The organism is Pseudomonas sp. DR 5-09 (genome assembly GCF_001655595.1).
GTDB classification, from domain to species: Bacteria; Pseudomonadota; Gammaproteobacteria; order Pseudomonadales; family Pseudomonadaceae; genus Aquipseudomonas; species Aquipseudomonas pharyngis.
In genome coordinates, this window is sequence record NZ_CP011566.1 from 4,089,989 (window position 1) to 4,110,740 (window position 20,752).

A 20,752-nucleotide genomic window follows, 5' to 3' on the forward strand; every position below is an offset into this window, starting at 1 on the left:
TCCCACAGTTTGAGCACTGTCATCTTTCAGCAATCTCACTGACTTAATCTCCCCGGCAATCCCCTTGGCTGCATTCGGTGCCGGCATGACCCTGCGTGTTCTGTTCGTCTTTCTCCTGAGCACCTGGCTGCAGGTTGCGGTTGCGGCGTTGCCCATTCCCGAGAACGGCCCGGTATTGCGCATCCAGGGTTCTAACACCATTGGCGCGGCGCTCGGCCCGGCGCTGGTGGAAGGCCTGTTGCAAGACCGGGGGCTGTTGAAAGTCCACAGCGAAACCCCGGACACCGCCAACGAACAACGGGTCGTCGGCCTGACGGCCCAAGGCCAGAGGGTCGTGGTGGAAATCGCTGCCCACGGCTCGAGCACAGGTTTCACTGCACTCAAGAATGCCAGCGCCGATCTGGCCGCCTCTTCGCGCCCGATCAAGGACAGCGAACTGCTGAACCTGCAAGCCCGGGGCGATCTGAAAAGTCCCGACGCCGAGCAAGTCATTGCCATCGATGGCCTGGCGATCATCCTTCATCCCGACAATCCGCTGAATCAATTGAACACCGAACAACTGGCGCGGATCTTCAGCGGCGAGGCGAAGACGTGGGAAGACGTCGGCGGCAAGGGTGGGACGATTCATTTATATGCGCGGGATGATCAGTCCGGCACCTACGACACCTTCAAGGAACTTGTTCTCAGCCGTCGTGGGAAATCCCTGAGCAATGCCGCGAAACGGTTCGAATCCAGCGAGCAGTTGTCCGACGCCGTGAGTGCCGATCCGCAGGCCATCGGTTTCATCGGCCTGCCGTATGTGCGCCAGGCCAAGGCCGTGGCGATCGTCGACGGCCAATCCCAGGCAATGTTGCCGCTCGCCAGCCTGATCGCCACCGAAGACTATCCGCTGTCGCGGCGTTTGTTCTTCTACCTGCCGCCGGACAGCAACAATCCCTGGGCCAAGGCATTGGTGGAGTTTGCGCAGAGCCGCCGGGGCCAGGCGATTGTCGCGGCCAACGGTTTTATTGCCCAGACCGTGCAGGCCATCGCCGTCACACCGAATGCGCTGATGCCCGAGGGTTATCAATCCCTCAGCCGCCACGCCCAGCGTCTGACCGTGAACTTTCGCTTCGAAGAAGGCAGCGCCAGCCTCGACAACAAGGCCCGTCAGGATCTGGCCCGGGTGTTCGACTATATAAAGCACCACGACAAGACCGACCGCGCGGTAACGCTGGTGGGATTCGGCGACGCCAAGGACGACCCGGCGCGGGCGGATTTGCTGTCGAAGCTGCGGGCGATGGCGGTCCGCCGGGAGTTGGTGAAGAACGGCGTGGTGCTGCGCGAGGTGCGCGGGTTTGGCGCGCTGATGCCGGTGGCGACCAACAGCGGGGATGAAGGCAGGATCAAGAATCGGCGGGTTGAGGTTTGGGTTTACTGAATCTGGTGTTGATGCGTTGCGGGCACTGACGCCATCGCGGGCAAGCCCGCTCCCACAGGGATCTTCGGTGAACACCAATGGTGTGAACACCAGCAGACTTGTGGGAGCTGGCTTGCCAGCGATGAACGATAACGCGCTTTTGGATCAGCGCTCGCTGCGCAGCATTTCCTTCGGCACGTACTTGCCGATCTCGAACTTGCCGATCGCCGCGCGGTGCACTTCGTCCGGGCCGTCGGCCAGGCGCAGGGTGCGTTGCATGGCGTACATGTAGGCCAACGGGAAGTCGTTCGACACCCCGGCCCCGCCATGAATCTGGATCGCCCGGTCGATCACCCGCAACGCGACGTTCGGTGCCACGACCTTGATCTGTGCAATCTCGCTCTTGGCGACCTTGTTACCCACGGTGTCCATCATGTACGCCGCTTTCAGGGTCAGCAGGCGCGCCATGTCGATTTCCATCCGCGAGTCGGCAATCTTGTCGACGTTACCGCCCAGACGCGCCAGCGGTTTGCCGAACGCGGTGCGGCTTACCGAACGTTTGCACATCAGCTCCAGTGCGCGCTCGGCCATGCCGATCGAACGCATGCAGTGGTGAATCCGGCCCGGGCCAAGACGACCTTGTGCGATTTCGAAGCCGCGTCCTTCACCGAGCAGGACGTTTTCGTACGGCACCCGCACGTTGTCGAACAGCACTTCGGCGTGGCCGTGGGGCGCGTCGTCGTAACCGAACACCGGCAGCGGACGGAGGATCTTCACGCCGGGAGTGTCGACCGGCACCAGGATCATCGAGTGCTGAGCGTGACGCGGGGCGTCGGGGTTGCTCAGGCCCATGAAAATCAGGATCTTGCAGCGCGGATCGCAGGCGCCGGAGGTCCACCATTTCTTGCCGTTGATCACCCACTCGTCGCCATCACGCACGGCACGGGCGGCCATGTTGGTGGCGTCAGAGGACGCAACGTCCGGCTCGGTCATGGCAAATGCCGAGCGGATCTCACCGCGCAGCAGCGGTTCGAGCCAGCGCTGCTTCTGTTCTTCGTTGGCGTAACGCACCAGCACTTCCATGTTGCCGGTGTCGGGGGCCGAGCAGTTGAACGGCTCGGGACCGAGCAACGAACGGCCCATGATTTCCGCCAATGGCGCGTATTCGAGGTTGGTCAGGCCGGCGCCCAGTTCCGACTCAGGCAGAAACAAATTCCACAGACCTTCGGCCTTTGCCCTGGCCTTGAGTTCTTCCATGATCGCCGTCGGCTGCCAGCGATCGCCTTCGGCAACCTGCCGTTCGAACACGGCTTCGGCCGGGTAAACGTAAGTGTCCATGAACGCGGTCACGCGCTCACGCAGTTCTTGCACCTTGGGCGAATAAGCGAAATCCATGAGCAATTACCTTTTTTCGGCAGGTTGTTTAATTCATGCAATCGATGCTAGAACAGCGTTGATAATTTACCTAGCCTATTCTCGGCGTGTATAAACATTCATCACCGATATATGATTGGTTGATTTTCCTGGCCGCCCTGACCCGCGCCATTCACCTATAACAAGAGAGCCGCGTAATGAATCTGAGCAAGGTCGACCTCAACCTTTTCATCGTCTTCGACGCGATCTACACCGAAGCCAACCTGACCCGCGCCGGGCAGATTGTCGGCATTACCCAGCCAGCGGTGTCCAACGCATTGGCGCGGTTGCGCGAGACCTTCAACGACCCGCTCTTCGTGCGCACCGCCCAAGGCATGGTGCCGACGCCCATGGCGCAGAACATCATCGGTCCGGTGCGCAACGCACTGTCGCTGTTGCGGGTTTCGGTTCAGGAAAGCCGCATTTTCAACCCCTCGCAAGCGGTCAAGACCTACCGCATCAGCATGACTGACCTGACCGAAGCGGTGATTCTGCCGCCGCTGTTCCAGCGTCTGCGTCGTCTGGCGCCGACGGTGATCATCGAAAGCTTCCTGTCCAAACGCCGGGAAACCACCAAGGAGCTGGCTGCCGGGCGTCTCGACTTTGCCGTGGATGCGCCGCTCAACACCGACCCGCAGGTGCGCCACGTCAAGCTGATGGAAGACCGTTACGTCTGCGCGATGCGCAAGGGCCATCCGCTGGCGACCAAGGAAAAATTCACCCTCGACGATTACCTGTCGCTGACCCACATTCATATTTCCAGCCGGCGCAGTGGCCTGGGCCATGTCGATCTGGCGCTGGGCAAAATGGGCATCCAGCGCAAGATCGCCCTGCGCTCGCAGCACTATCTGATGGCGTCCCAGGTGTTGCAGCAGACCGACATGGTGATGACCGTGCCGGAGCGTTTCGCCCGCCGCCATGACCTGCATGCGTTCAATCTGCCGGTCAACGATGTACCGCCGGTGGAAACCCATTTGTACTGGCACGAAAGCACTGATCAGGACCCGGCCAACCGCTGGATGCGCGAGCAGATGATCGAGTTGTGCCAGCAAGTGACAGCGCACGAGAAGAAGCTCGACAAGCTGCAGGCGCCCGCTACTTGACGTAAACGTCAACCTGCCATTAGCTTAGCGCCAAGACCCTTCTTCGAGCGCTTTCATGAGCAGCCAGACCTACAGCATTTCCGACCTCGCCCGCGAGCTGGACATCACCACCCGGGCGATCCGCTTTTATGAAGAACAAGGCCTGCTCAGCCCCGAGCGCCGAGGCCAGGAACGCATCTATTCGCCGCGCGACAAGGTCAGCCTGAAGCTGATCCTGCGGGGCAAGCGCATCGGTTTTTCCCTGGCCGAGTGTCGCGAGCTGATCGAGCTCTACGACCCCTCCAGCGGTAACACCAAACAACTCAACAGCATGCTGGCGAAAATCAGCGAACGCCGGGCACAGCTTGAACAGCAATTGCTGGACATCGAACAGATGAAGCTGGAACTCGACACCGCCGAAGAACGCTGCGTGCAGGCGCTGGAGCAGACGCTCAAGAGTCAGCAATCAGTTCAGTAACCTAAATAAATCCCAATGTGGGAGCGGGCTTGCTCGCGAAAGCGGTGTTTCAGAAACAGATTTGTCGGCTGACACTCCGCTTTCGCGAGCAAGCCCGCTCCCACAAGGGGTTCCGCAGGAATTCAAAGAGCAGGTCAACGCCATGTCCCTCCCCTCCCAAGTACGCCTGATCGAAGTCGGCCCGCGTGACGGCCTGCAGAACGAAGCCCAGCCCATCAGCGTCGCCGACAAGGTGCAACTGGTCGACGCGCTGAGCGCCGCCGGCCTCGGCTATATAGAAGTCGGCAGTTTCGTCTCGCCCAAGTGGGTGCCGCAGATGGCCGGTTCCGCTGATGTATTCGCGCAGATCCAGCGCAAGCCCGGCGTGACCTACGGCGCACTGGCGCCGAACCTGCGGGGTTTTGAAGATGCGCTGGCCGCCGGGGTCAAGGAAGTCGCGGTGTTTGCGGCTGCGTCGGAAGCGTTTTCGCAGCGCAACATCAATTGCTCGATCAGCGAAAGCCTGGCGCGGTTCGCGCCGATCATGGAATCGGCGAAACAGCACGGCGTTACCGTGCGCGGTTACGTGTCCTGCGTGCTCGGCTGTCCTTACGAAGGCGAGGTCGCGCCGGAACAAGTCGCCATGGTCGCTCGCGAGCTGTACGCGATGGGCTGCTATGAAGTTTCGCTGGGTGACACCATCGGCACCGGCACCGCGGGCGCCACCCGCCGGCTGTTCGAAGTGGTCTCGAAACAGGTGCCTCGAGAGAAACTCGCCGGCCACTTCCACGACACCTACGGCCAGGCCATGGCCAACATCTACGCCAGCCTGCTGGAAGGCATCGCGGTGTTCGACAGCTCGATCGCCGGCCTCGGCGGCTGCCCGTACGCCAAGGGCGCCAGCGGTAACGTCGCCACCGAAGACGTGGTGTACCTGCTCAATGGCCTGGGCATCGAGACCGGTATCGACCTCGACGCCTTGATTGCCGCAGGCCAGCAGATCAGTGCGGTGCTGGGTCGCCCGACCGGTTCGCGCGTGGCCAAGGCTCGCAGCGCACAGTGAGGGGATGGTGTTACCGCCGAGCGCGAAACGTGGGCACAAGCGAGTAACACGGAAACAAATTGTCTGGTTTTGCCTGAAGGATAAATCCTTCAAAAATCTCAAGCCCTTGATTTAAAAGGGTTTTGAAAAGTTGGCACGGCTTCTGCTATCTCTATGGCATAACAAGAATAAAAAGCAGCAAACCAATAAAAATAAGACGTACCGACTCTGACATAACAAAAACAACACGGCAGAGACGCAGCTAACAGATTTTTTTGGAGAAGGTGTGCTTTTCAGGGTATTCCTCGGAATGACCCGCAACCGGGCAGAGAACAATAAAACTACCTTCAGGTAGCTCCCGAATCGGTTGGATCGCTTGGCGAGAAAGCAGATCAGCGCTCAAAAAAATACGTTTGCTCTTGACCCCGGATGGGGGTCGCCAAAAACAGCGGTAAAGGGCCACGGTTGCCAAAAACAACAACAGACCGACCCTCAATAATAAAAAAGAGCACGCGACGACAAAATTAAAGGGGAGCTTCGGCTCCCCTTTGTGCTTCCTGTGATTTCTGTTTTCACCGCCCCTCCCCTTTGTGGGAGCGGGCTTGCTCGCGAATGCGTCAGGTCAGTCAACATGCTTGGTGAATGGCACACTGCATTCGCGAGCAAGCCCGCTCCCACATTCGATCTTTGTCAGGTCTGGTTTTCGCGTAATTCTTCGATACTGATCTCACGCATCCGGAATTTCTGGATCTTGCCCGTTACCGTCATCGGAAACTCCTCTACGAACTTGAAATGACGCGGCGTCTTGAAGTGGGCGATGCGCTCCTTGCACCACGCTTGCAGTTCTTGCTCGGTGGCGCTGTGGCCGGGATGGAATTTGATCCAGGCGACGATTTCTTCCCCGTAACGCGAGCAGGGAATACCGATCACCTGCACGTCCGCCACCGCTGGATGGGTGAAGAAGAACTCTTCCAGTTCGCGCGGGTAAATGTTTTCGCCGCCACGGATGATCATGTCCTTGTTACGCCCGGCGATGCACACGTAACCCTCGTCGTTCATGCTCGCCAGGTCGCCGGTGTGCATCCAGCCTGCCGCGTCGATGGCTTCGGCGGTGGCCTGCGGGTTGTTCCAGTAGCCGAGCATCACGCTGTAGCCACGGGTGCACAGCTCGCCGATGGTGCCGCGCGGTACCGGATTGCCGGCCTCGTCGATGATTTTGCTTTCGAGTTGCGGCTGAGTGCGGCCCACGGTGGTGACGCGCAGTTCCAGCTCGTCGGATGGGCCGGTCTGCAGGGACACGGGGCTGGTTTCGGTCATGCCGTAGGCGATCTGCACTTCGCTCATGTGCATTTCGCTGATGACCCGGCGCATCACCTCGATCGGGCAAGTGGCGCCGGCCATGATCCCGGTGCGCAGGGTCGACAGGTCGAATTCGGCGCGTTGTGGCTGATCGAGCATGGCGATGAACATGGTTGGTACACCGTACAACGCGGTGGCCTTTTCTTCGGCGACGGTGCTCAGGGTCAGCAGCGGATCGAAGGCATCGTTGGGATAGATCATGGTGCTGCCGTGGGTGATGCAGCCGAGGTTGCCCATGACCATGCCGAAGCAGTGATACAACGGCACCGGGATCACCAGGCGATCGGCGGAGGTCAGGTCGAGGCTTTCGCCGACCATGTAACCGTTGTTGAGGATGTTGTAGTGACTGAGGGTCGCGCCCTTGGGAAAACCGGTGGTGCCGGAGGTGTACTGAATGTTGACGGGCTGATCGAAGTGCAGACCGTCGCTGCGTTCACGCAATTGTTCTGGAGAGACACTGGCGGCCAGATCTGCCAGTTGCGACCACGGAAGAAAACCCGAAGGCGGCCGCGGGTCGAGGCTGATCAAGCCGCGCAGCTCCGGCAGGCGCTCGCTGCGCAGCTCGCCGATGGATTGCTCGACCAGTTCCGGGAGCAAGCCTTGCAACATGCCGTGATAGTTGGAGCTCTTGAAAGCACCGGCGCAGACCAGCCATTGGCAACCGGATTGCTTGAGCACGTATTCGAGTTCGGAGCTGCGGTAGGCCGGGTTGATGTTGACCAGGATCACGCCGAGCTTCGCGGTGGCGAACTGCGTGATGCACCACTGCGCGCAGTTCGGCGCCCAGATGCCGAGCCGATCACCGGCCTGCAAACCCAACGCCAGCAGGGCTCTGGCGTGAACATCCACCGCGTCGGCCAGTTGCCGCCAGGTGTAACGCAGCTGCTGATGACGCACCACCAGCGCCTCGCCGTCCGGGTACTGCGCGACGGTCTCGTCGAACTTCTGCCCGATGGTCATCGCCAGCAAGGCTTTGTCCTGGGATCCACGGGTATAGCTGCGCTGCGGGTTTGCACTGGGTTGATCCATGACGACCCCTATTGTCTTTATTAGTGGGTGTTGGACCGGAGCCATTGAGCTCCGACCATTCAGAACTGGCCCTACTCTCGCTCAAGTTGACGTTAACGTAAAGGGTGATTGACAGCCATTCGTCACAGGCTTACGTTAACGTAAAGGTGAGAACTGAAACGCCCTTCTCCCCACCCTACAAAAAAGCCAAAAGGTGACCCATGAGCTACCCATCCCTGAACTTTGCCCTCGGTGAAACCATCGACATGCTGCGCGATCAGGTTCAGTCCTTTGTCGCCAAGGAGATCGCCCCGCGTGCCGCGCAGATCGACAGCGACAACCTGTTCCCGGCTGATCTGTGGCGCAAGTTCGGTGACATGGGCCTGCTCGGCATCACCGTACCGGAAGAGTACGGCGGCGCTGGCCTGGGTTACCTGGCGCACGTGGTGGCGATGGAAGAAATCAGCCGTGGCTCGGCTTCGGTGGCGTTGTCCTACGGCGCCCACTCCAACCTCTGCGTGAACCAGATCAACCGCAACGGCAACCACGAACAGAAAACCAAATACCTGCCGAAGCTGATCAGCGGCGAACACGTCGGCGCACTTGCGATGAGCGAGCCGAACGCCGGTTCCGACGTGGTCTCGATGAAACTGCGTGCCGATAAACGCGGCGACCGCTTCGTGCTCAACGGCAGCAAGACCTGGATCACCAACGGTCCCGACGCCAACACTTACGTCATCTACGCCAAGACCGACCTGGAAAAAGGCCCGCACGGCATCACCGCGTTCATCGTCGAACGTGACTGGAAAGGCTTCAGCCGCAGCAACAAGTTCGACAAACTCGGCATGCGCGGCTCCAACACCTGCGAGCTGTTCTTCGATGACGTCGAGGTGCCGGAAGAGAACATCCTCGGCGTCCTCAACGGCGGCGTGAAAGTGCTGATGAGCGGCCTCGATTACGAACGCGTCGTGCTGTCCGGCGGCCCGACCGGGATCATGCAGTCGTGCATGGACCTGATCGTGCCGTACATCCACGATCGCAAGCAGTTCGGCCAGAGCATCGGCGAATTCCAGCTGATCCAGGGCAAAGTCGCCGACATGTACACCCAGCTCAACGCCAGCCGCGCGTACCTTTACGCCGTGGCCCAGGCCTGCGAGCGTAACGAAACCACGCGCAAGGACGCCGCCGGCGTGATCCTCTACACCGCCGAACGCGCCACACAAATGGCTCTGGACGCGATCCAGATTCTCGGCGGCAACGGTTACATCAACGAATTCCCCGCCGGTCGTCTGCTGCGTGACGCCAAGCTGTACGAAATCGGCGCTGGCACCAGTGAGATCCGTCGCATGCTGATCGGTCGCGAACTGTTCAACGAAACCCGCTAAACGGAGCTGTCCATGGCTATCCTGCATACCCAGCTCAACCCTCGTTCAGCGGAGTTCGCCGCCAACAGCGCGGCGATGCTCAAACAGGTCGACGCCCTGCACACCCTGCTCGCCCAAGTGGCCCAGGGCGGCGGCGCGAAAGCTCAGGAACGTCACACCTCGCGCGGCAAACTGCTGCCGCGTGAGCGGATCAACCGCTTGCTCGATCCGGGCTCGCCGTTTCTGGAAATCAGCCAATTGGCCGCTCATGCCGTTTATGGCGAGGACGTGCCGGCCGCTGGCGTGATTGCCGGGATCGGCCGCGTGGAAGGCGTCGAATGCATGATCGTCGCCAACGACGCGACGGTAAAAGGTGGTTCGTACTACCCGCTGACCGTGAAGAAACACTTGCGCGCCCAGACCATCGCCCAGCAAAACCGCTTGCCGTGCATTTATCTGGTGGACTCGGGCGGCGCCAACCTGCCGCGCCAGGACGAAGTGTTCCCGGATCGCGAACACTTCGGGCGGATCTTCTTCAACCAGGCCAACATGAGCGCCATGGGCATTCCGCAGATTGCCGTGGTCATGGGTTCATGCACCGCCGGCGGCGCCTATGTGCCGGCGATGGCAGACGAAGCGATCATGGTGCGCAATCAGGCAACAATTTTCCTCGCCGGCCCGCCGCTGGTGAAAGCCGCAACCGGTGAAGTGGTCAGCGCCGAAGACCTCGGCGGGGCCGATGTGCACTGCAAGACTTCCGGGGTTGCCGACCATTACGCCGAAAGCGACGAGCACGCCCTCGCCCTCGCCCGCCGCAGCGTCGCCAACCTCAACTGGCGCAAACTCGGCGAAGTGCAGCAGCGCGCGCCGATTGCTCCGCTGTACGCCAGCGACGAGTTGTACGGCGTGGTGTCGGCGGACGCCAAGCAGCCGTTCGATGTGCGCGAAGTGATTGCGCGACTGGTCGACGGTTCGGTGTTCGATGAATTCAAAGCGCTGTTCGGGACGACGCTGGTGTGCGGCTTCGCCCATCTGCACGGCTACCCGATCGCGATCCTCGCCAACAACGGCATCCTGTTCGCCGAAGCCGCGCAAAAAGGCGCGCACTTCATCGAACTGGCCTGCCAGCGCGGGATTCCGCTGCTGTTCCTGCAGAACATCACAGGCTTCATGGTTGGCCAGAAATACGAGGCCGGCGGCATCGCCAAGCACGGCGCCAAACTGGTGACCGCCGTGGCGTGTGCCAAGGTGCCTAAATTCACCGTGATCATCGGCGGCAGCTTCGGCGCAGGCAACTACGGCATGTGCGGGCGGGCCTACGATCCGCGTTTCCTGTGGATGTGGCCGAACGCGCGGATCGGCGTGATGGGCGCCGAACAGGCGGCCGGCGTGCTGGTTCAGGTCAAGCGCGAGCAGGCCGAACGCAGCGGTCAGGCGTTCAGCGCCGAGCAGGAAAGCGAGATCAAACAACCGATCCTCGACCAGTATGAAGAGCAGGGTCACCCCTACTACTCCAGCGCACGGCTGTGGGACGACGGCGTCATCGACCCGGCGCAGACCCGCGATGTACTGGCCCTGGCCTTGTCCGCGTCGTTGAACGCGCCTATCGAACCGAGCCGCTTCGGCGTGTTCCGGATGTGATCGGGAGAACCTCATGAGCGACTTCAACACCCTCGAAGTGCAGAGCGATCCACGGGGTTTCGCGACCCTGTGGCTCAGCCGCGAAGAAAAGAACAACGCGTTCAACGCCGAGATGATCCGCGAACTGATCCTGGCGCTGGACAAGATCGCCAGCGATGCCAGCCTGCGTTTCCTGCTGGTGCGCGGACGCGGCAAACACTTCAGCGCTGGCGCGGATCTGGCCTGGATGCAGCAATCGGCCGAACTCGATTACCACACCAACCTCGACGACGCCCGGGAACTGGCGGAGCTGATGTACAACCTCGCCAAACTGAAAATCCCGACCGTTGCCGTGGTGCAAGGCGCGGCGTTCGGCGGCGCGCTGGGTCTGATCAGTTGCTGCGACATGGCGATTGGCGCCGATGACGCGCAGTTCTGCCTGTCGGAAGTGCGCATTGGCCTGGCGCCGGCGGTGATCAGTCCGTTTGTGGTGCAAGCCATCGGCGAGCGCGCGGCGCGGCGTTATGCGCTGACGGCCGAGCGTTTTGGCGGCCAACGGGCGCGTGAAATCGGTTTGTTATCGGAAAGCTATCCGGCAACCGAGCTTGAACAGAAAGTCGAACAATGGATCGACAACCTCCTGCTCAACAGCCCCGCCGCGATGCGCGCCAGCAAGGACCTGCTGCGTGAAGTCGGCAACGGCGCGCTGACGCCAGCCCTGCGCCGCTACACCGAAAACGCCATCGCCCGCATTCGCGTCAGCCCGGAAGGCCAAGAAGGCTTGCGGGCCTTTTTGCAGAAACGTGCGCCGAGTTGGCAAGCCGCAACCACCACCAAGGAGCCGCGTTGATGAGCGCACCTGTTCTCACCACCCTGCTGGTGGCCAACCGTGGCGAAATCGCTTGCCGGGTCATGCGGACCGCCAAGGCCTTGGGCCTGACCACGGTCGCCGTGCACAGCGCCACCGACCGTGAAGCGCGGCACAGCCGTGAAGCGGACATCCGCGTTGATCTGGGCGGCAGCAAAGCGACTGACAGTTATCTGCAAATCGACAAACTGATCGCGGCGGCCAAGGCCAGCGGCGCTCAGGCGATTCATCCGGGTTATGGCTTTCTGTCGGAGAACGCCGGGTTTGCTCGCGCCATCGAAGCGGCCGGCCTGATCTTCCTCGGCCCACCCGCCTCGGCCATCGACGCGATGGGCAGCAAATCCGCCGCCAAGGCCCTGATGGAAACGGCTGGCGTGCCGCTGGTGCCGGGTTATCACGGCGAAACTCAGGATCTGGACACCTTCCGCGATGCTTGCGAGCGCATCGGCTATCCGGTGCTGCTCAAGGCCACCGCTGGCGGTGGCGGTAAAGGCATGAAGGTCGTTGAGGACGTCAGTCAACTGGCTGAAGCGCTGGCCTCCGCACAGCGTGAAGCGCAGTCGTCGTTCGGCGACTCGCGGATGCTGGTGGAGAAATACCTGCTCAAGCCGCGGCACGTGGAAATCCAGGTATTCGCCGATCAGCATGGCAATTGCCTGTATTTGAATGAGCGCGACTGCTCGATCCAGCGTCGGCACCAGAAGGTCGTCGAAGAGGCGCCGGCACCGGGGCTGAGTCCGGAGCTGCGCCGTGCGATGGGCGAAGCGGCTGTGCGTTCGGCGCAGGCCATCGGATATATCGGTGCCGGCACGGTGGAGTTTCTGCTGGATGCTCGCGGCGAGTTCTTCTTCATGGAGATGAACACGCGGCTGCAGGTCGAACACCCGGTCACCGAAGCCATCACCGAGCTCGATCTGGTGGCCTGGCAGATTCGCGTTGCTCGCGGCGAAGCACTGCCGATCACCCAGGATCAGGTGCCGCTCAACGGGCATGCGATTGAGGTTCGGTTGTATGCGGAAGATCCGTCGAATGACTTCCTGCCGGCAACCGGGCGTCTGGATCTGTATCGCGAATCCGCCGCAGGGCCGGGGCGCCGTGTGGACAGCGGCGTTGAAGAAGGCGACGAGATTTCGCCGTTCTACGATCCGATGCTCGGCAAGCTGATTGCCTGGGGCGAGGATCGTGAACAGGCGCGTTTGCGGCTGCTGAGCATGCTCGATGAGTTTGCGATTGGCGGGCTGAAGACCAACATCAACTTCCTGCGGCGGATCATCGGTCATCCGGCGTTCGCGGCGGCCGAGCTGGATACTGGGTTTATTCCGCGCTATCAGGAACAGTTGCTGCCAGCGCCTGCTGTGCTGAGCGATGAGTTCTGGGAGGCGGCGGCGCAGGCTTTTGCGCAGAGCCTGCCGGGGATGGCTCGGGCGGATGATCCCGCTTCGCCTTGGGCGCTTCCCAGCGGTTTGCGTGCTGGCCTGCCACGTGAAATCACTTTGCATTTGAGTTGCGAGGGGCAGGACCGGGCGTTGACGCTCGGTGCTGGCGGCAGTGCAAAACTGATCGGCGAGCAACTGATACTCGAGCACGACGGGCTGCGTCGGCAGCTGCGGGCGATTCGTCGTGAAGAGGTGCTGTTTCTGCAATGGGACGGCGAGTTGCGACGCGTTGAAACGTATGACCCGATCAGCGCTGTCGACGCCAGCCACAGCCATCAGGGCGGTCTGACGGCGCCGATGAACGGCAGCATCGTGCGGGTACTGGTGGAGGCCGGGCAAGCGGTTGAGGCCGGCGCGCAATTGGTGGTACTGGAAGCGATGAAGATGGAGCACAGCATCCGCGCGCCCCACGCCGGGGTGATCAAGGCGCTGTATTGCCAGGAAGGCGAAATGGTCAGCGAAGGCAGCGCACTGGTCGAACTGGAAGAAGCTTGAAAGATGGATCGATCCTACGCCTGGCGAGGATCGATCTGACTAGTATTTGGCCGTTGCCTGAACCACGACGCCGATAATTCGGCACTCGTCGGTCAACAAGGCTTTCGGCCAGGTCGGATTGAGCGGCACCAGGTAACGCTGGCCGCCCTCTTCGATCAGTTTGCGGAAAATCGCCTCGTCGCTGTCAGGCCACTGGGCGATCACCAGTTTTCCGGGCTCGGCTTCCAGCGCCGGGTCCACCAGAATCATCATCCCCTCGCCGATGCTCTGCCCGGTGGGCGCGGTCATCGCGTTACCCGTCACCGTCAGCCAGAACGCCGGGCCACGGGCGTGGTAATCCGTCAGTTCGAAACGTCGCTTGTCCTTGGCACTCGAATACGCTGGCTGGCTCTCGCGGGCCTCGACCGGCGCATTCCACTCGCTGACCGGATAGCGAAAGTAAGGGTTGTACTTCTGCGCCAGGGGCATTTCGTCGTCCGCATCGATCTGCGGTTCACGAATCACCACCGCGACCTCGAGATACTCCATGCCCAGCGCTTTCAGCACGCGGTTCATCTGCGTGATGCCGGGCTCGCGGCGCTTGTTCAGCCAATGGCCGATACCGCCCTGAGACATGCCGACGCGCTCGCCGAGCTCGACTTGAGTGACGTTGAGTTCACTCATTTTGGCCTTGACCAACTCAATCCATTTATCCATGTGCGGCACCATACGTGGACGCCTGCGGCCGGCAAAACACATATTGTAGTATTTAAATTCTGGTCACAAATACTGAAAGTACTATTCTTGGGTCACGGATTTGAATCGACCAAGGAGTGACCTTTCACCATGAATATCACCAGCAAAGACTTGCCCGACCTGCAAATGGACACCACCTTCACCTCCCCGCAAGGGTGTGCCGCTGCGCAACGGGCGTTGGACTATTACTTGAAACCAGCTGTGTCAGAACCGGATGCAGAGGAACGCTTCTTCGGCGTGAACAGCAACCTGAGTGGCGAAGAATCCCTGGTCCACGCCTCCGACCTGCTGCGATGCGCAGCAGCCACGGCGTTCAAGGCTGCGGATGGCTTACAGGGCGTCAATCGGGATCTGGCGTTTTCGGTCGTGCACATGGTGGACATGGCACGAGCGATGGTCGATCACTCGCTCGATGGCGCGGTTCGCTGAAGACGGGAGTTAGGACGGACAGGAAAGAACTTTCCAATCGCGCAGATAAAAACATTTGACTTGCAAATGATAATGATTATTATTGCAAGCAGCTGGTCGCGAGATCAGTCGATGGGCCAGAGACCTTAGGTCGGTCTTCTGGACTATCTCCTCATCAGGCTAATCACGGTTTTTGACCCGGCTTTTTGCCGGGTCTTTTTTTTGCCAGTTTTCTGGCTTGTGGCTTCAGGCTAATGAAGTCTTTGGGTGCTGCAAATTCGATGGCGCGGATAATATCAAAAGAATATTGCTTGGCAAGCGGACCCCGGCCCCATTGGGGCAAAGTAATGCCAATTAGCACTTGAGAATCAATCGCACAGCCACTAAGCTGCATCCGCGTCACGGAAGACGCCCCCCGCCACAACCCGCAATTTCCCTCGGTTTCACCCCTGTCTTGCGTGTAAAGTAGCCGCCATAAAAATCATATTCAGGAACCGATTATGACCGTGGCCAAATCTTCGTTCGACATCAGCGCCAACTTCGACAGCGGCAACATCCAAGTCATCGACATCAGCAATCCGCTCAACCCGGTTCTGGCAATTCGGCCAGATACCCGCAGCGCCCATTTCCAGTGGTTCCACTTCAAGGCCAGCGGCCTGCACGTTCATCAGGAACACTGGTTCCGTCTGGTCAACGCCAGTCAGTCCTCCTACAACAAGGCCTGGACCGGCTATCAGGCGGTCGCCTCTTACGATCACGTCAACTGGTTCCGCATTCCGACCCAATTCGAAGGCGACAGCCTGCGCTTCTGCCTTGAAGCCGAGCAGACCCACGCCTGGTTCGCCTACTTCGAGCCCTACAGCCGTGGCCGTCATGACTGGCTGATCGAGCAGGCGCTGACCAAGGCCGGCACCGAACTGCTGGCCACCGGCAAAAGCGTCGAAGGTCGCGACATTCAGCTGCTGCGCAAAGGCACTGGCGCCGAAGGTCGACGCAAGATCTGGATCATCGCCCAGCAACATCCCGGCGAGCACATGGCCGAGTGGTTCATGGAAGGCGTGATCGAACGCCTGGAACATCATGACGATCCAGTGCTGAACAAACTGCTGGCCAGCGCCGATCTGTACCTGGTGCCGAACATGAACCCGGACGGTGCCTTCCACGGTCACCTGCGCACCAACGCCATGGGCCAGGACCTGAACCGCGCCTGGCAGAACGCCAGTCAGGAAGTCAGCCCCGAAGTACTTTTCGTACAACAGCAAATGGAAAAGTACGGCGTCGATCTGTTCCTCGACGTACACGGCGACGAAGAAATTCCCCACGTGTTCACCGCCGGCTGCGAAGGCAATCCGGGTTACACCCCGCGGATCGAGAAACTCGAAGAACACTTCCGCAGCCACCTCAAACACACCACCAAAGATTTCCAGACCAAGTATGGCTACACCCGCGATGAACCGGGCCAGGCCAACATGACCCTGGCCTGCAACAGCGTCGGCCAGAAGTTCGACTGCCTGTCACTGACCCTGGAAATGCCGTTCAAGGATCACGATGATGCGCCGAATCCGCTCACCGGCTGGTCGGGCAAGCGCTCGAAGCAACTGGGCAAGGACGTGCTGACCACCATCGCGGACATGGTCGACACCCTGCGCTGATCGCCCCTGAGTTTCGCTTCACAAAAGATCGCAGCCTGTCTGCGATCTTTTTTTTGCGCCGACTTTTACCCAATCAGGTTGCAAATCAAAACCGGATTACTTACCGTCAATCAAGTTTCAACTTGAAACCTGAAAGGATCGGGACATGAAAACTGCAACACTCGATAAAGGTGTCGTGCTGCTTTTTGCCATCGCTTGCGGCCTCGCGGTGGGCAACGTGTATTACGCCCAGCCGCTGCTGGATGCGATGGCCGAAGCCTTCGGCCTGTCGCCGGGCAGCATCGGCATCGTCATGACCTTGACTCAGGTCGGCTACGGCCTCGGGCTGTTATTGTTCGTACCCCTCGGCGACCTGCTCAACCGCCGGCGGCTGATCGTCACGCAAACACTGTTGTCCGCCGCAGCCTTGCTGATGATTGCTCTGGCCTCGAACAGCACCTGGCTGCTGATTGGCGTCACCCTGACCGGCCTGCTGGCCGTGGTCACCCAGGTGTTGGTCGCCTACGCCGCAACTCTCGCGGTCCCGGCACAACGCGGAAAGGTAGTCGGCGTGATCACCAGCGGCATCGTCGTCGGCATTCTGCTGGCGCGCACGGTGGCCGGCGGCATGGCTGATCTGGCCGGCTGGCGCTCGATCTATCTGCTGTCAGCGGGATTGACGCTGGTGATGGCTGTGTTGCTGTTTCGGGTGTTGCCCAAGGATGAAGAAGCACGACCGACCACGCATTACGTGGCATTGATCGCCTCAGTGTTCAGCCTGTTTCGTGAAGAACCGGTGCTGCGCCAACGAGCAATCCTCGCCCTGCTCACCTTCGCCAGCGCCATGGTGCTGTGGACGCCGATGGTGTTGCCGCTGGCCGCCCCGCCGCTGTCGCTTTCCCACAGTGAGATCGGATTGTTCGGACTCGCCGGCGCGGCGGGTGCACTCGCCGCCGCCAGAGCCGGACACCTGGCGGATCGAGGATGGGGGCAATGGGTCAGCGGTCTGTCGCTGCTGCTGATGCTGGGCTCGTGGTTGCCAATCGCACTCACCCATTTATCACTATGGGCGCTACTGCTTGGCGTCATCACTCTGGATCTGGGCTTGCAGGCCGTGCACGTCACCAGCCAGAGCATGATCTACAGCGTCCGCCCGGAGGCGCAGAGCCGACTGACCGCCGGCTACATGCTGTTTTACTCAATTGGCAGCGCCTTGGGCTCAATCGCCTCGACCGCCATGTACGCCTGGGCAGGATGGCCGGGCGTCTGCGGGCTGGGTGCCGCAATCAACATGGTCGCGTTGCTGTACTGGTGGCGAACGCTGGCCACCCGGAAACGTGGCGAGGCGGCTTGCGCCCTCGCCACGTCGGACTGACACACGATCAACCGCGATTGCGTCCCCGCAGCATGCTGTCGAGCACCTCGTCGCGGCGCACCCAGCCATGGAACAGCGCCGCCGCCAGGTGCAGCAGCACGGTCAGGAACAGCAGATACGCCAGATACCCGTGAGCCTTGCGCAGCAACGCGAACACCTGCGCATCCGCCGGCACGATCGACGGCAATTGCAGGGACGCGCCGAACATCACCGGATCCCCCGCCGCGCTGATCATCGCCCAGCCCAGCAGCGGCAACACCAGCATCAGCGCGTATAGCAACAGATGAGAGGCCTTGGCCGCCATCACTTGCCAGCCCGGCAGATCCGCCGGCAGCGGCGGCTGACGGGTGCCGAGCCGCACCAGAATACGCACGATCACCAAAGCGAGTATCGCGATGCCCAACGGTTTGTGCAGATTGATCAGCCATTCATGCCGCGCCGACACCGAGGTCACCATGCCGGCGCCGATGAACAACATCGCGATGATCATCAGCGCCATCAACCAGTGCAGCAACCGCGCCAGCGGATTGAAATGAGTCGGTTGCGTGCTCATGGGCGAGCCTCCTTTTTGCCGGTGGGCAGTTGGCTGACTTCGCTGGTGCGACGCAGGTAGGAATCGGCGTAACCGGCCGAGCGCGCGGCGAGCAGCGGATCGTCGGAACCCTGAATGCCGGCCGGCAGCACCAGCGGATCGTAGTTGATGTCACGGCATTCGCCGCTGAGCTGCGGCTGGGTCTTTTCCAGCACCAGGGTGCCGGCGTTCAACACTTTGCGACCGGCGGGCCAGGTCTTGCTCGCATCGTTCACCGGATCGTCGGCGTTGGCCAAGGTGATGTTCAACTGAAAACGCAGCGGCCCTTCCGCCAGGCGCTGCACCAGGTCTTTTTCAAGGAAGTCGCTACCTTCAGGCGCGGTCGCACCGGCAGCGTCCTGGGCCAGAGGCGTCATGCTCCAGCGCACCGCTTGCTTCTTGCCGCTGGCATCCACCAGATAGAACGCGTTGACGCTGTTGTAGGTTTCCGTCGCGTAACTGGCCGAAGGTTTGGCGGTTTTTATCCAGGTCAGAAACGGCACGGCTTCCGGGTGTGAGGCAAAAAATGCCGGGACCTTGGTCGGATCCGGTTTACCGGTGGCGGGATCCGGCGATTGCGCCTGCTGCAATTGATAGAACGCCTCGGGCGTGCCGACCGGGAACACCGGCATGCTGTTCATCCCGGTGCGCCACTGCTGGCCGTTGGCCTGAGTGAAACGCAGCGCCAGACTGCGGATCGGTACGGCGCTGTCCGGCGCATACGGACTGCCGGCTGGCAACGCAAAGCGCCCGACCACAGGAGTGCGCGGCTCGTTGAACACTTGCGCGACAGAATACGAGCGAGCCTCGCCGCTGCTCTCGAAATGTCCGATCACGCACACACCTTTGGCGTGATTGCGGCGAAAGCCCGGATGCACGCCGTTGTTCTTTTCCAGCACATCCACCAACGCTTTTGGTGTCAGGCGTTGTGGGTCAAATGAACCATGAACGTAGGCAAACGCCCCGGCCAGGGCTGCGACTACCACGGCGATTCCGCCAAGCCGCAACACCAGGCTCGCGGCACTCAGTGGCGGGCGTTGTGGCCCGCCGGGCGATGAACTGCGATCAACCATGAAGCACTCCAGGGCCATCGGCCACAAGTAGGAAGAATCAGCAAGACGCACACCATCGGGATTTATTCCACGGCCCGGTATTTATTTTTCAGAACGTGGAATAACCTCCAATGCCGGGCGTCTTCCTAGTCCACAGCGTAGCGACTAGCAGAACTTCATGAGCGAATTCGACGAACAACTGCGAGAAATAATCCCCAGATTGCGGCGTTTTGCCGTGTCGTTGACTCGCAACGGCAGCAGCGCCGACGACCTGGTACAGGCCAGTCTGGAGCGGGCGCTGTCGGGTTGGGGTGACAAACGCGCCGACGGTGATCTGCGCGCTTGGCTGTTTTCGATCCTGTACCGGCAGTTTCTCGATGCGCACCGGCGTTCGCGGCGTTATGCGCGGATGCTCGAAATCTTCACCGGACGCGATGACGCCGAGCCCTCGGTGGAACGCACCGTCATTGCCCAATCGACTTTGAAAGCCTTCGACCGACTGCCCACCGAACAGCGCGCGCTGCTGCTGATGGTGTCGGTCGAAGGCCTGACCTATAAGGAGGTCGCCGAGATTCTCGGCGTCCCCACCGGCACCGTGATGTCGCGCCTGTCCCGTGCTCGCCAGGCCCTGCGCCAGCTCAGCGACGGGGAAATCAGCAGCCCTTCCTTGCGGATACTCAAATGATCAGTCTGCCCCCCAACGAACGTGACCTGCACGCCTACGTCGACCATCAGCTCAGCGAATCCGACCGGCATGTGCTGGAAACCTGGCTCGCCAGTCACCCGGACGAAGCGGCGCAGGTTCGCGCCTGGCAACAGGACGCCCAGCACCTGCGCGCCGCCCTCGGCGGCGCCTTGCAACAGCCGGCCAATCCGGACCTCGATCCGGCGCTGATCCGTCAGCGCCTCAAACGCCAATCGCGCCGCCAGTGGGCCAGCGCGGCGGTGTTGCTGATTGCCGTCAGCCTCGGCGGTGTCGGTGGCTGGAAGGCCCGGGACATGACCGTGTTTCATCCCCCGGCACCGATGACGGACGCCTTGCAGGCGTACCGTTTGATCGCCCAGCAAGGGCTTCTGCCGGCGGACTACAAAGTCGATGGCGACGGCGACATCCAGCGCTGGCTCGACCGTTATTTCACTCAGGCCAATCGCCTGCCGGACCTGACGTCGGCCGGGTTTGAACCGGTCAGCGGCCGCCTGCTGAGCACTGACGAAGGCCCCGCGGCGATGGTGATGTATGAAGACCAGAGCGGGCACAAGGTCAGTTTCTACGTGCGTCCACCGGGACCGAAAAATACCTTCCTGCCCCGGGGTAGCCGCCAGGACGGAGATCTGCAGGCCGAGTACTGGTCCGGCAAAGGCTACAACTACGCGATGGTCAGTCCGACCGACACCCCGGCGGCGAAAATGCTCAAGCAATCCCTGAGCTTCTAGCCG

Annotated in this window: 19 protein-coding genes; 13 read left to right on the top strand and 6 right to left on the bottom strand. The window is 61.1% G+C overall.

Features of this window, described 5'->3' with window-relative positions; translation table 11 throughout:
* The first annotated feature begins 85 nt into the window (after positions 1-85).
* Positions 86-1,420, top strand: coding sequence for a substrate-binding domain-containing protein (locus tag PDR5_RS18320; RefSeq protein WP_064600895.1), 1,335 nt, complete (start codon positions 86-88; stop codon positions 1,418-1,420).
* Positions 1,421-1,564: 144 nt separating this feature from the next.
* Here PDR5_RS18320 and PDR5_RS18325 read toward each other — a convergent pair whose 3' ends face one another.
* Complete coding sequence (locus tag PDR5_RS18325) at positions 1,565-2,794, bottom strand: acyl-CoA dehydrogenase (protein WP_064597782.1); 1,230 nt, start codon at positions 2,792-2,794, stop codon at positions 1,565-1,567.
* 176 nt (positions 2,795-2,970) lie between these two features.
* Here PDR5_RS18325 and PDR5_RS18330 point away from each other — a divergent pair, with 176 nt between their 5' ends.
* The 3 genes from PDR5_RS18330 (at position 2,971) to PDR5_RS18340 (ending at position 5,414) form a co-directional block, all read left to right on the top strand.
* Positions 2,971-3,915 (top strand): LysR family transcriptional regulator, encoded by a 945-nt coding sequence (locus tag PDR5_RS18330; protein ID WP_011334997.1) that lies wholly within the window; start codon positions 2,971-2,973, stop codon positions 3,913-3,915.
* A gap of 55 nt (positions 3,916-3,970) precedes the next feature.
* Positions 3,971-4,372: a MerR family transcriptional regulator gene (locus PDR5_RS18335; RefSeq protein WP_011334998.1), complete on the top strand. Its 402-nt coding sequence runs from the start codon at positions 3,971-3,973 to the stop codon at positions 4,370-4,372.
* Positions 4,373-4,514: 142 nt separating this feature from the next.
* The gene (locus PDR5_RS18340) at positions 4,515-5,414 is read left to right on the top strand and encodes a hydroxymethylglutaryl-CoA lyase (protein ID WP_007951509.1); all 900 of its coding nucleotides are present in this window, start codon (positions 4,515-4,517) and stop codon (positions 5,412-5,414) included.
* A gap of 669 nt (positions 5,415-6,083) precedes the next feature.
* Here the strand turns inward: PDR5_RS18340 and PDR5_RS18345 are convergent.
* Positions 6,084-7,781, bottom strand: coding sequence for an AMP-binding protein (locus PDR5_RS18345; protein WP_064597784.1), 1,698 nt, complete (start codon positions 7,779-7,781; stop codon positions 6,084-6,086).
* 200 nt (positions 7,782-7,981) lie between these two features.
* Here PDR5_RS18345 and PDR5_RS18350 point away from each other — a divergent pair, with 200 nt between their 5' ends.
* From PDR5_RS18350 to PDR5_RS18365, 4 genes are read left to right on the top strand one after another with little or no spacing between them, the layout of a single operon-like run.
* Positions 7,982-9,145: an isovaleryl-CoA dehydrogenase gene (locus tag PDR5_RS18350; RefSeq protein WP_064597789.1), complete on the top strand. Its 1,164-nt coding sequence runs from the start codon at positions 7,982-7,984 to the stop codon at positions 9,143-9,145.
* A gap of 12 nt (positions 9,146-9,157) precedes the next feature.
* Positions 9,158-10,765 (top strand): carboxyl transferase domain-containing protein, encoded by a 1,608-nt coding sequence (locus PDR5_RS18355; RefSeq protein WP_064597790.1) that lies wholly within the window; start codon positions 9,158-9,160, stop codon positions 10,763-10,765.
* Between the two features lie 13 nt (positions 10,766-10,778).
* Positions 10,779-11,594: a gamma-carboxygeranoyl-CoA hydratase gene (locus PDR5_RS18360; protein WP_064597792.1), complete on the top strand. Its 816-nt coding sequence runs from the start codon at positions 10,779-10,781 to the stop codon at positions 11,592-11,594.
* On the top strand, positions 11,594-13,543 hold the full coding sequence (locus PDR5_RS18365; protein WP_064597794.1) for an acetyl/propionyl/methylcrotonyl-CoA carboxylase subunit alpha: 1,950 nt from the start codon (positions 11,594-11,596) through the stop codon (positions 13,541-13,543). The genes PDR5_RS18360 and PDR5_RS18365 overlap by 1 nt, the downstream gene beginning before the upstream one ends.
* Positions 13,544-13,582: 39 nt before the next feature.
* Here PDR5_RS18365 and PDR5_RS18370 read toward each other — a convergent pair whose 3' ends face one another.
* Positions 13,583-14,239, bottom strand: coding sequence for a LexA family protein (locus PDR5_RS18370; protein ID WP_039767691.1), 657 nt, complete (start codon positions 14,237-14,239; stop codon positions 13,583-13,585).
* Positions 14,240-14,368: 129 nt separating this feature from the next.
* On the opposite strand from PDR5_RS18370, the gene PDR5_RS18375 reads away from it, so the two are divergent.
* Positions 14,369-14,707 (top strand): DUF6124 family protein, encoded by a 339-nt coding sequence (locus PDR5_RS18375; protein ID WP_039767517.1) that lies wholly within the window; start codon positions 14,369-14,371, stop codon positions 14,705-14,707.
* A gap of 163 nt (positions 14,708-14,870) precedes the next feature.
* Here the strand turns inward: PDR5_RS18375 and PDR5_RS29715 are convergent, their stop codons facing one another.
* Positions 14,871-15,089 (bottom strand): hypothetical protein, encoded by a 219-nt coding sequence (locus tag PDR5_RS29715; protein ID WP_156669347.1) that lies wholly within the window; start codon positions 15,087-15,089, stop codon positions 14,871-14,873.
* Between the two features lie 97 nt (positions 15,090-15,186).
* Between PDR5_RS29715 and PDR5_RS18380 the strand changes: the two genes are divergently transcribed.
* Both PDR5_RS18380 and PDR5_RS18385 read left to right on the top strand, forming a co-directional pair.
* Positions 15,187-16,338: a M14 family metallopeptidase gene (locus PDR5_RS18380; protein ID WP_064597797.1), complete on the top strand. Its 1,152-nt coding sequence runs from the start codon at positions 15,187-15,189 to the stop codon at positions 16,336-16,338.
* Positions 16,339-16,483: 145 nt separating this feature from the next.
* On the top strand, positions 16,484-17,692 hold the full coding sequence (locus PDR5_RS18385) for an MFS transporter (protein ID WP_064597799.1): 1,209 nt from the start codon (positions 16,484-16,486) through the stop codon (positions 17,690-17,692).
* Positions 17,693-17,699: 7 nt separating this feature from the next.
* On the opposite strand, the gene PDR5_RS18390 is transcribed toward PDR5_RS18385, so the two are convergent.
* Together PDR5_RS18390 and PDR5_RS18395 are read right to left on the bottom strand one after the other, a co-directional pair.
* Complete coding sequence (locus tag PDR5_RS18390; RefSeq protein WP_064597801.1) at positions 17,700-18,245, bottom strand: cytochrome b; 546 nt, start codon at positions 18,243-18,245, stop codon at positions 17,700-17,702.
* On the bottom strand, positions 18,242-19,336 hold the full coding sequence (locus PDR5_RS18395) for a catalase family peroxidase (protein ID WP_064597803.1): 1,095 nt from the start codon (positions 19,334-19,336) through the stop codon (positions 18,242-18,244). The genes PDR5_RS18390 and PDR5_RS18395 overlap by 4 nt, the downstream gene beginning before the upstream one ends.
* A 157-nt stretch (positions 19,337-19,493) precedes the next feature.
* On the opposite strand from PDR5_RS18395, the gene PDR5_RS18400 reads away from it, so the two are divergent.
* Positions 19,494-20,000: an RNA polymerase sigma factor gene (locus PDR5_RS18400; protein WP_064597805.1), complete on the top strand. Its 507-nt coding sequence runs from the start codon at positions 19,494-19,496 to the stop codon at positions 19,998-20,000.
* Positions 19,997-20,749, top strand: coding sequence for an anti-sigma factor family protein (locus PDR5_RS18405; RefSeq protein ID WP_064597807.1), 753 nt, complete (start codon positions 19,997-19,999; stop codon positions 20,747-20,749). Before PDR5_RS18400 ends, PDR5_RS18405 begins: the two co-directional genes overlap by 4 nt.
* Positions 20,750-20,752: the final 3 nt, after the last annotated feature.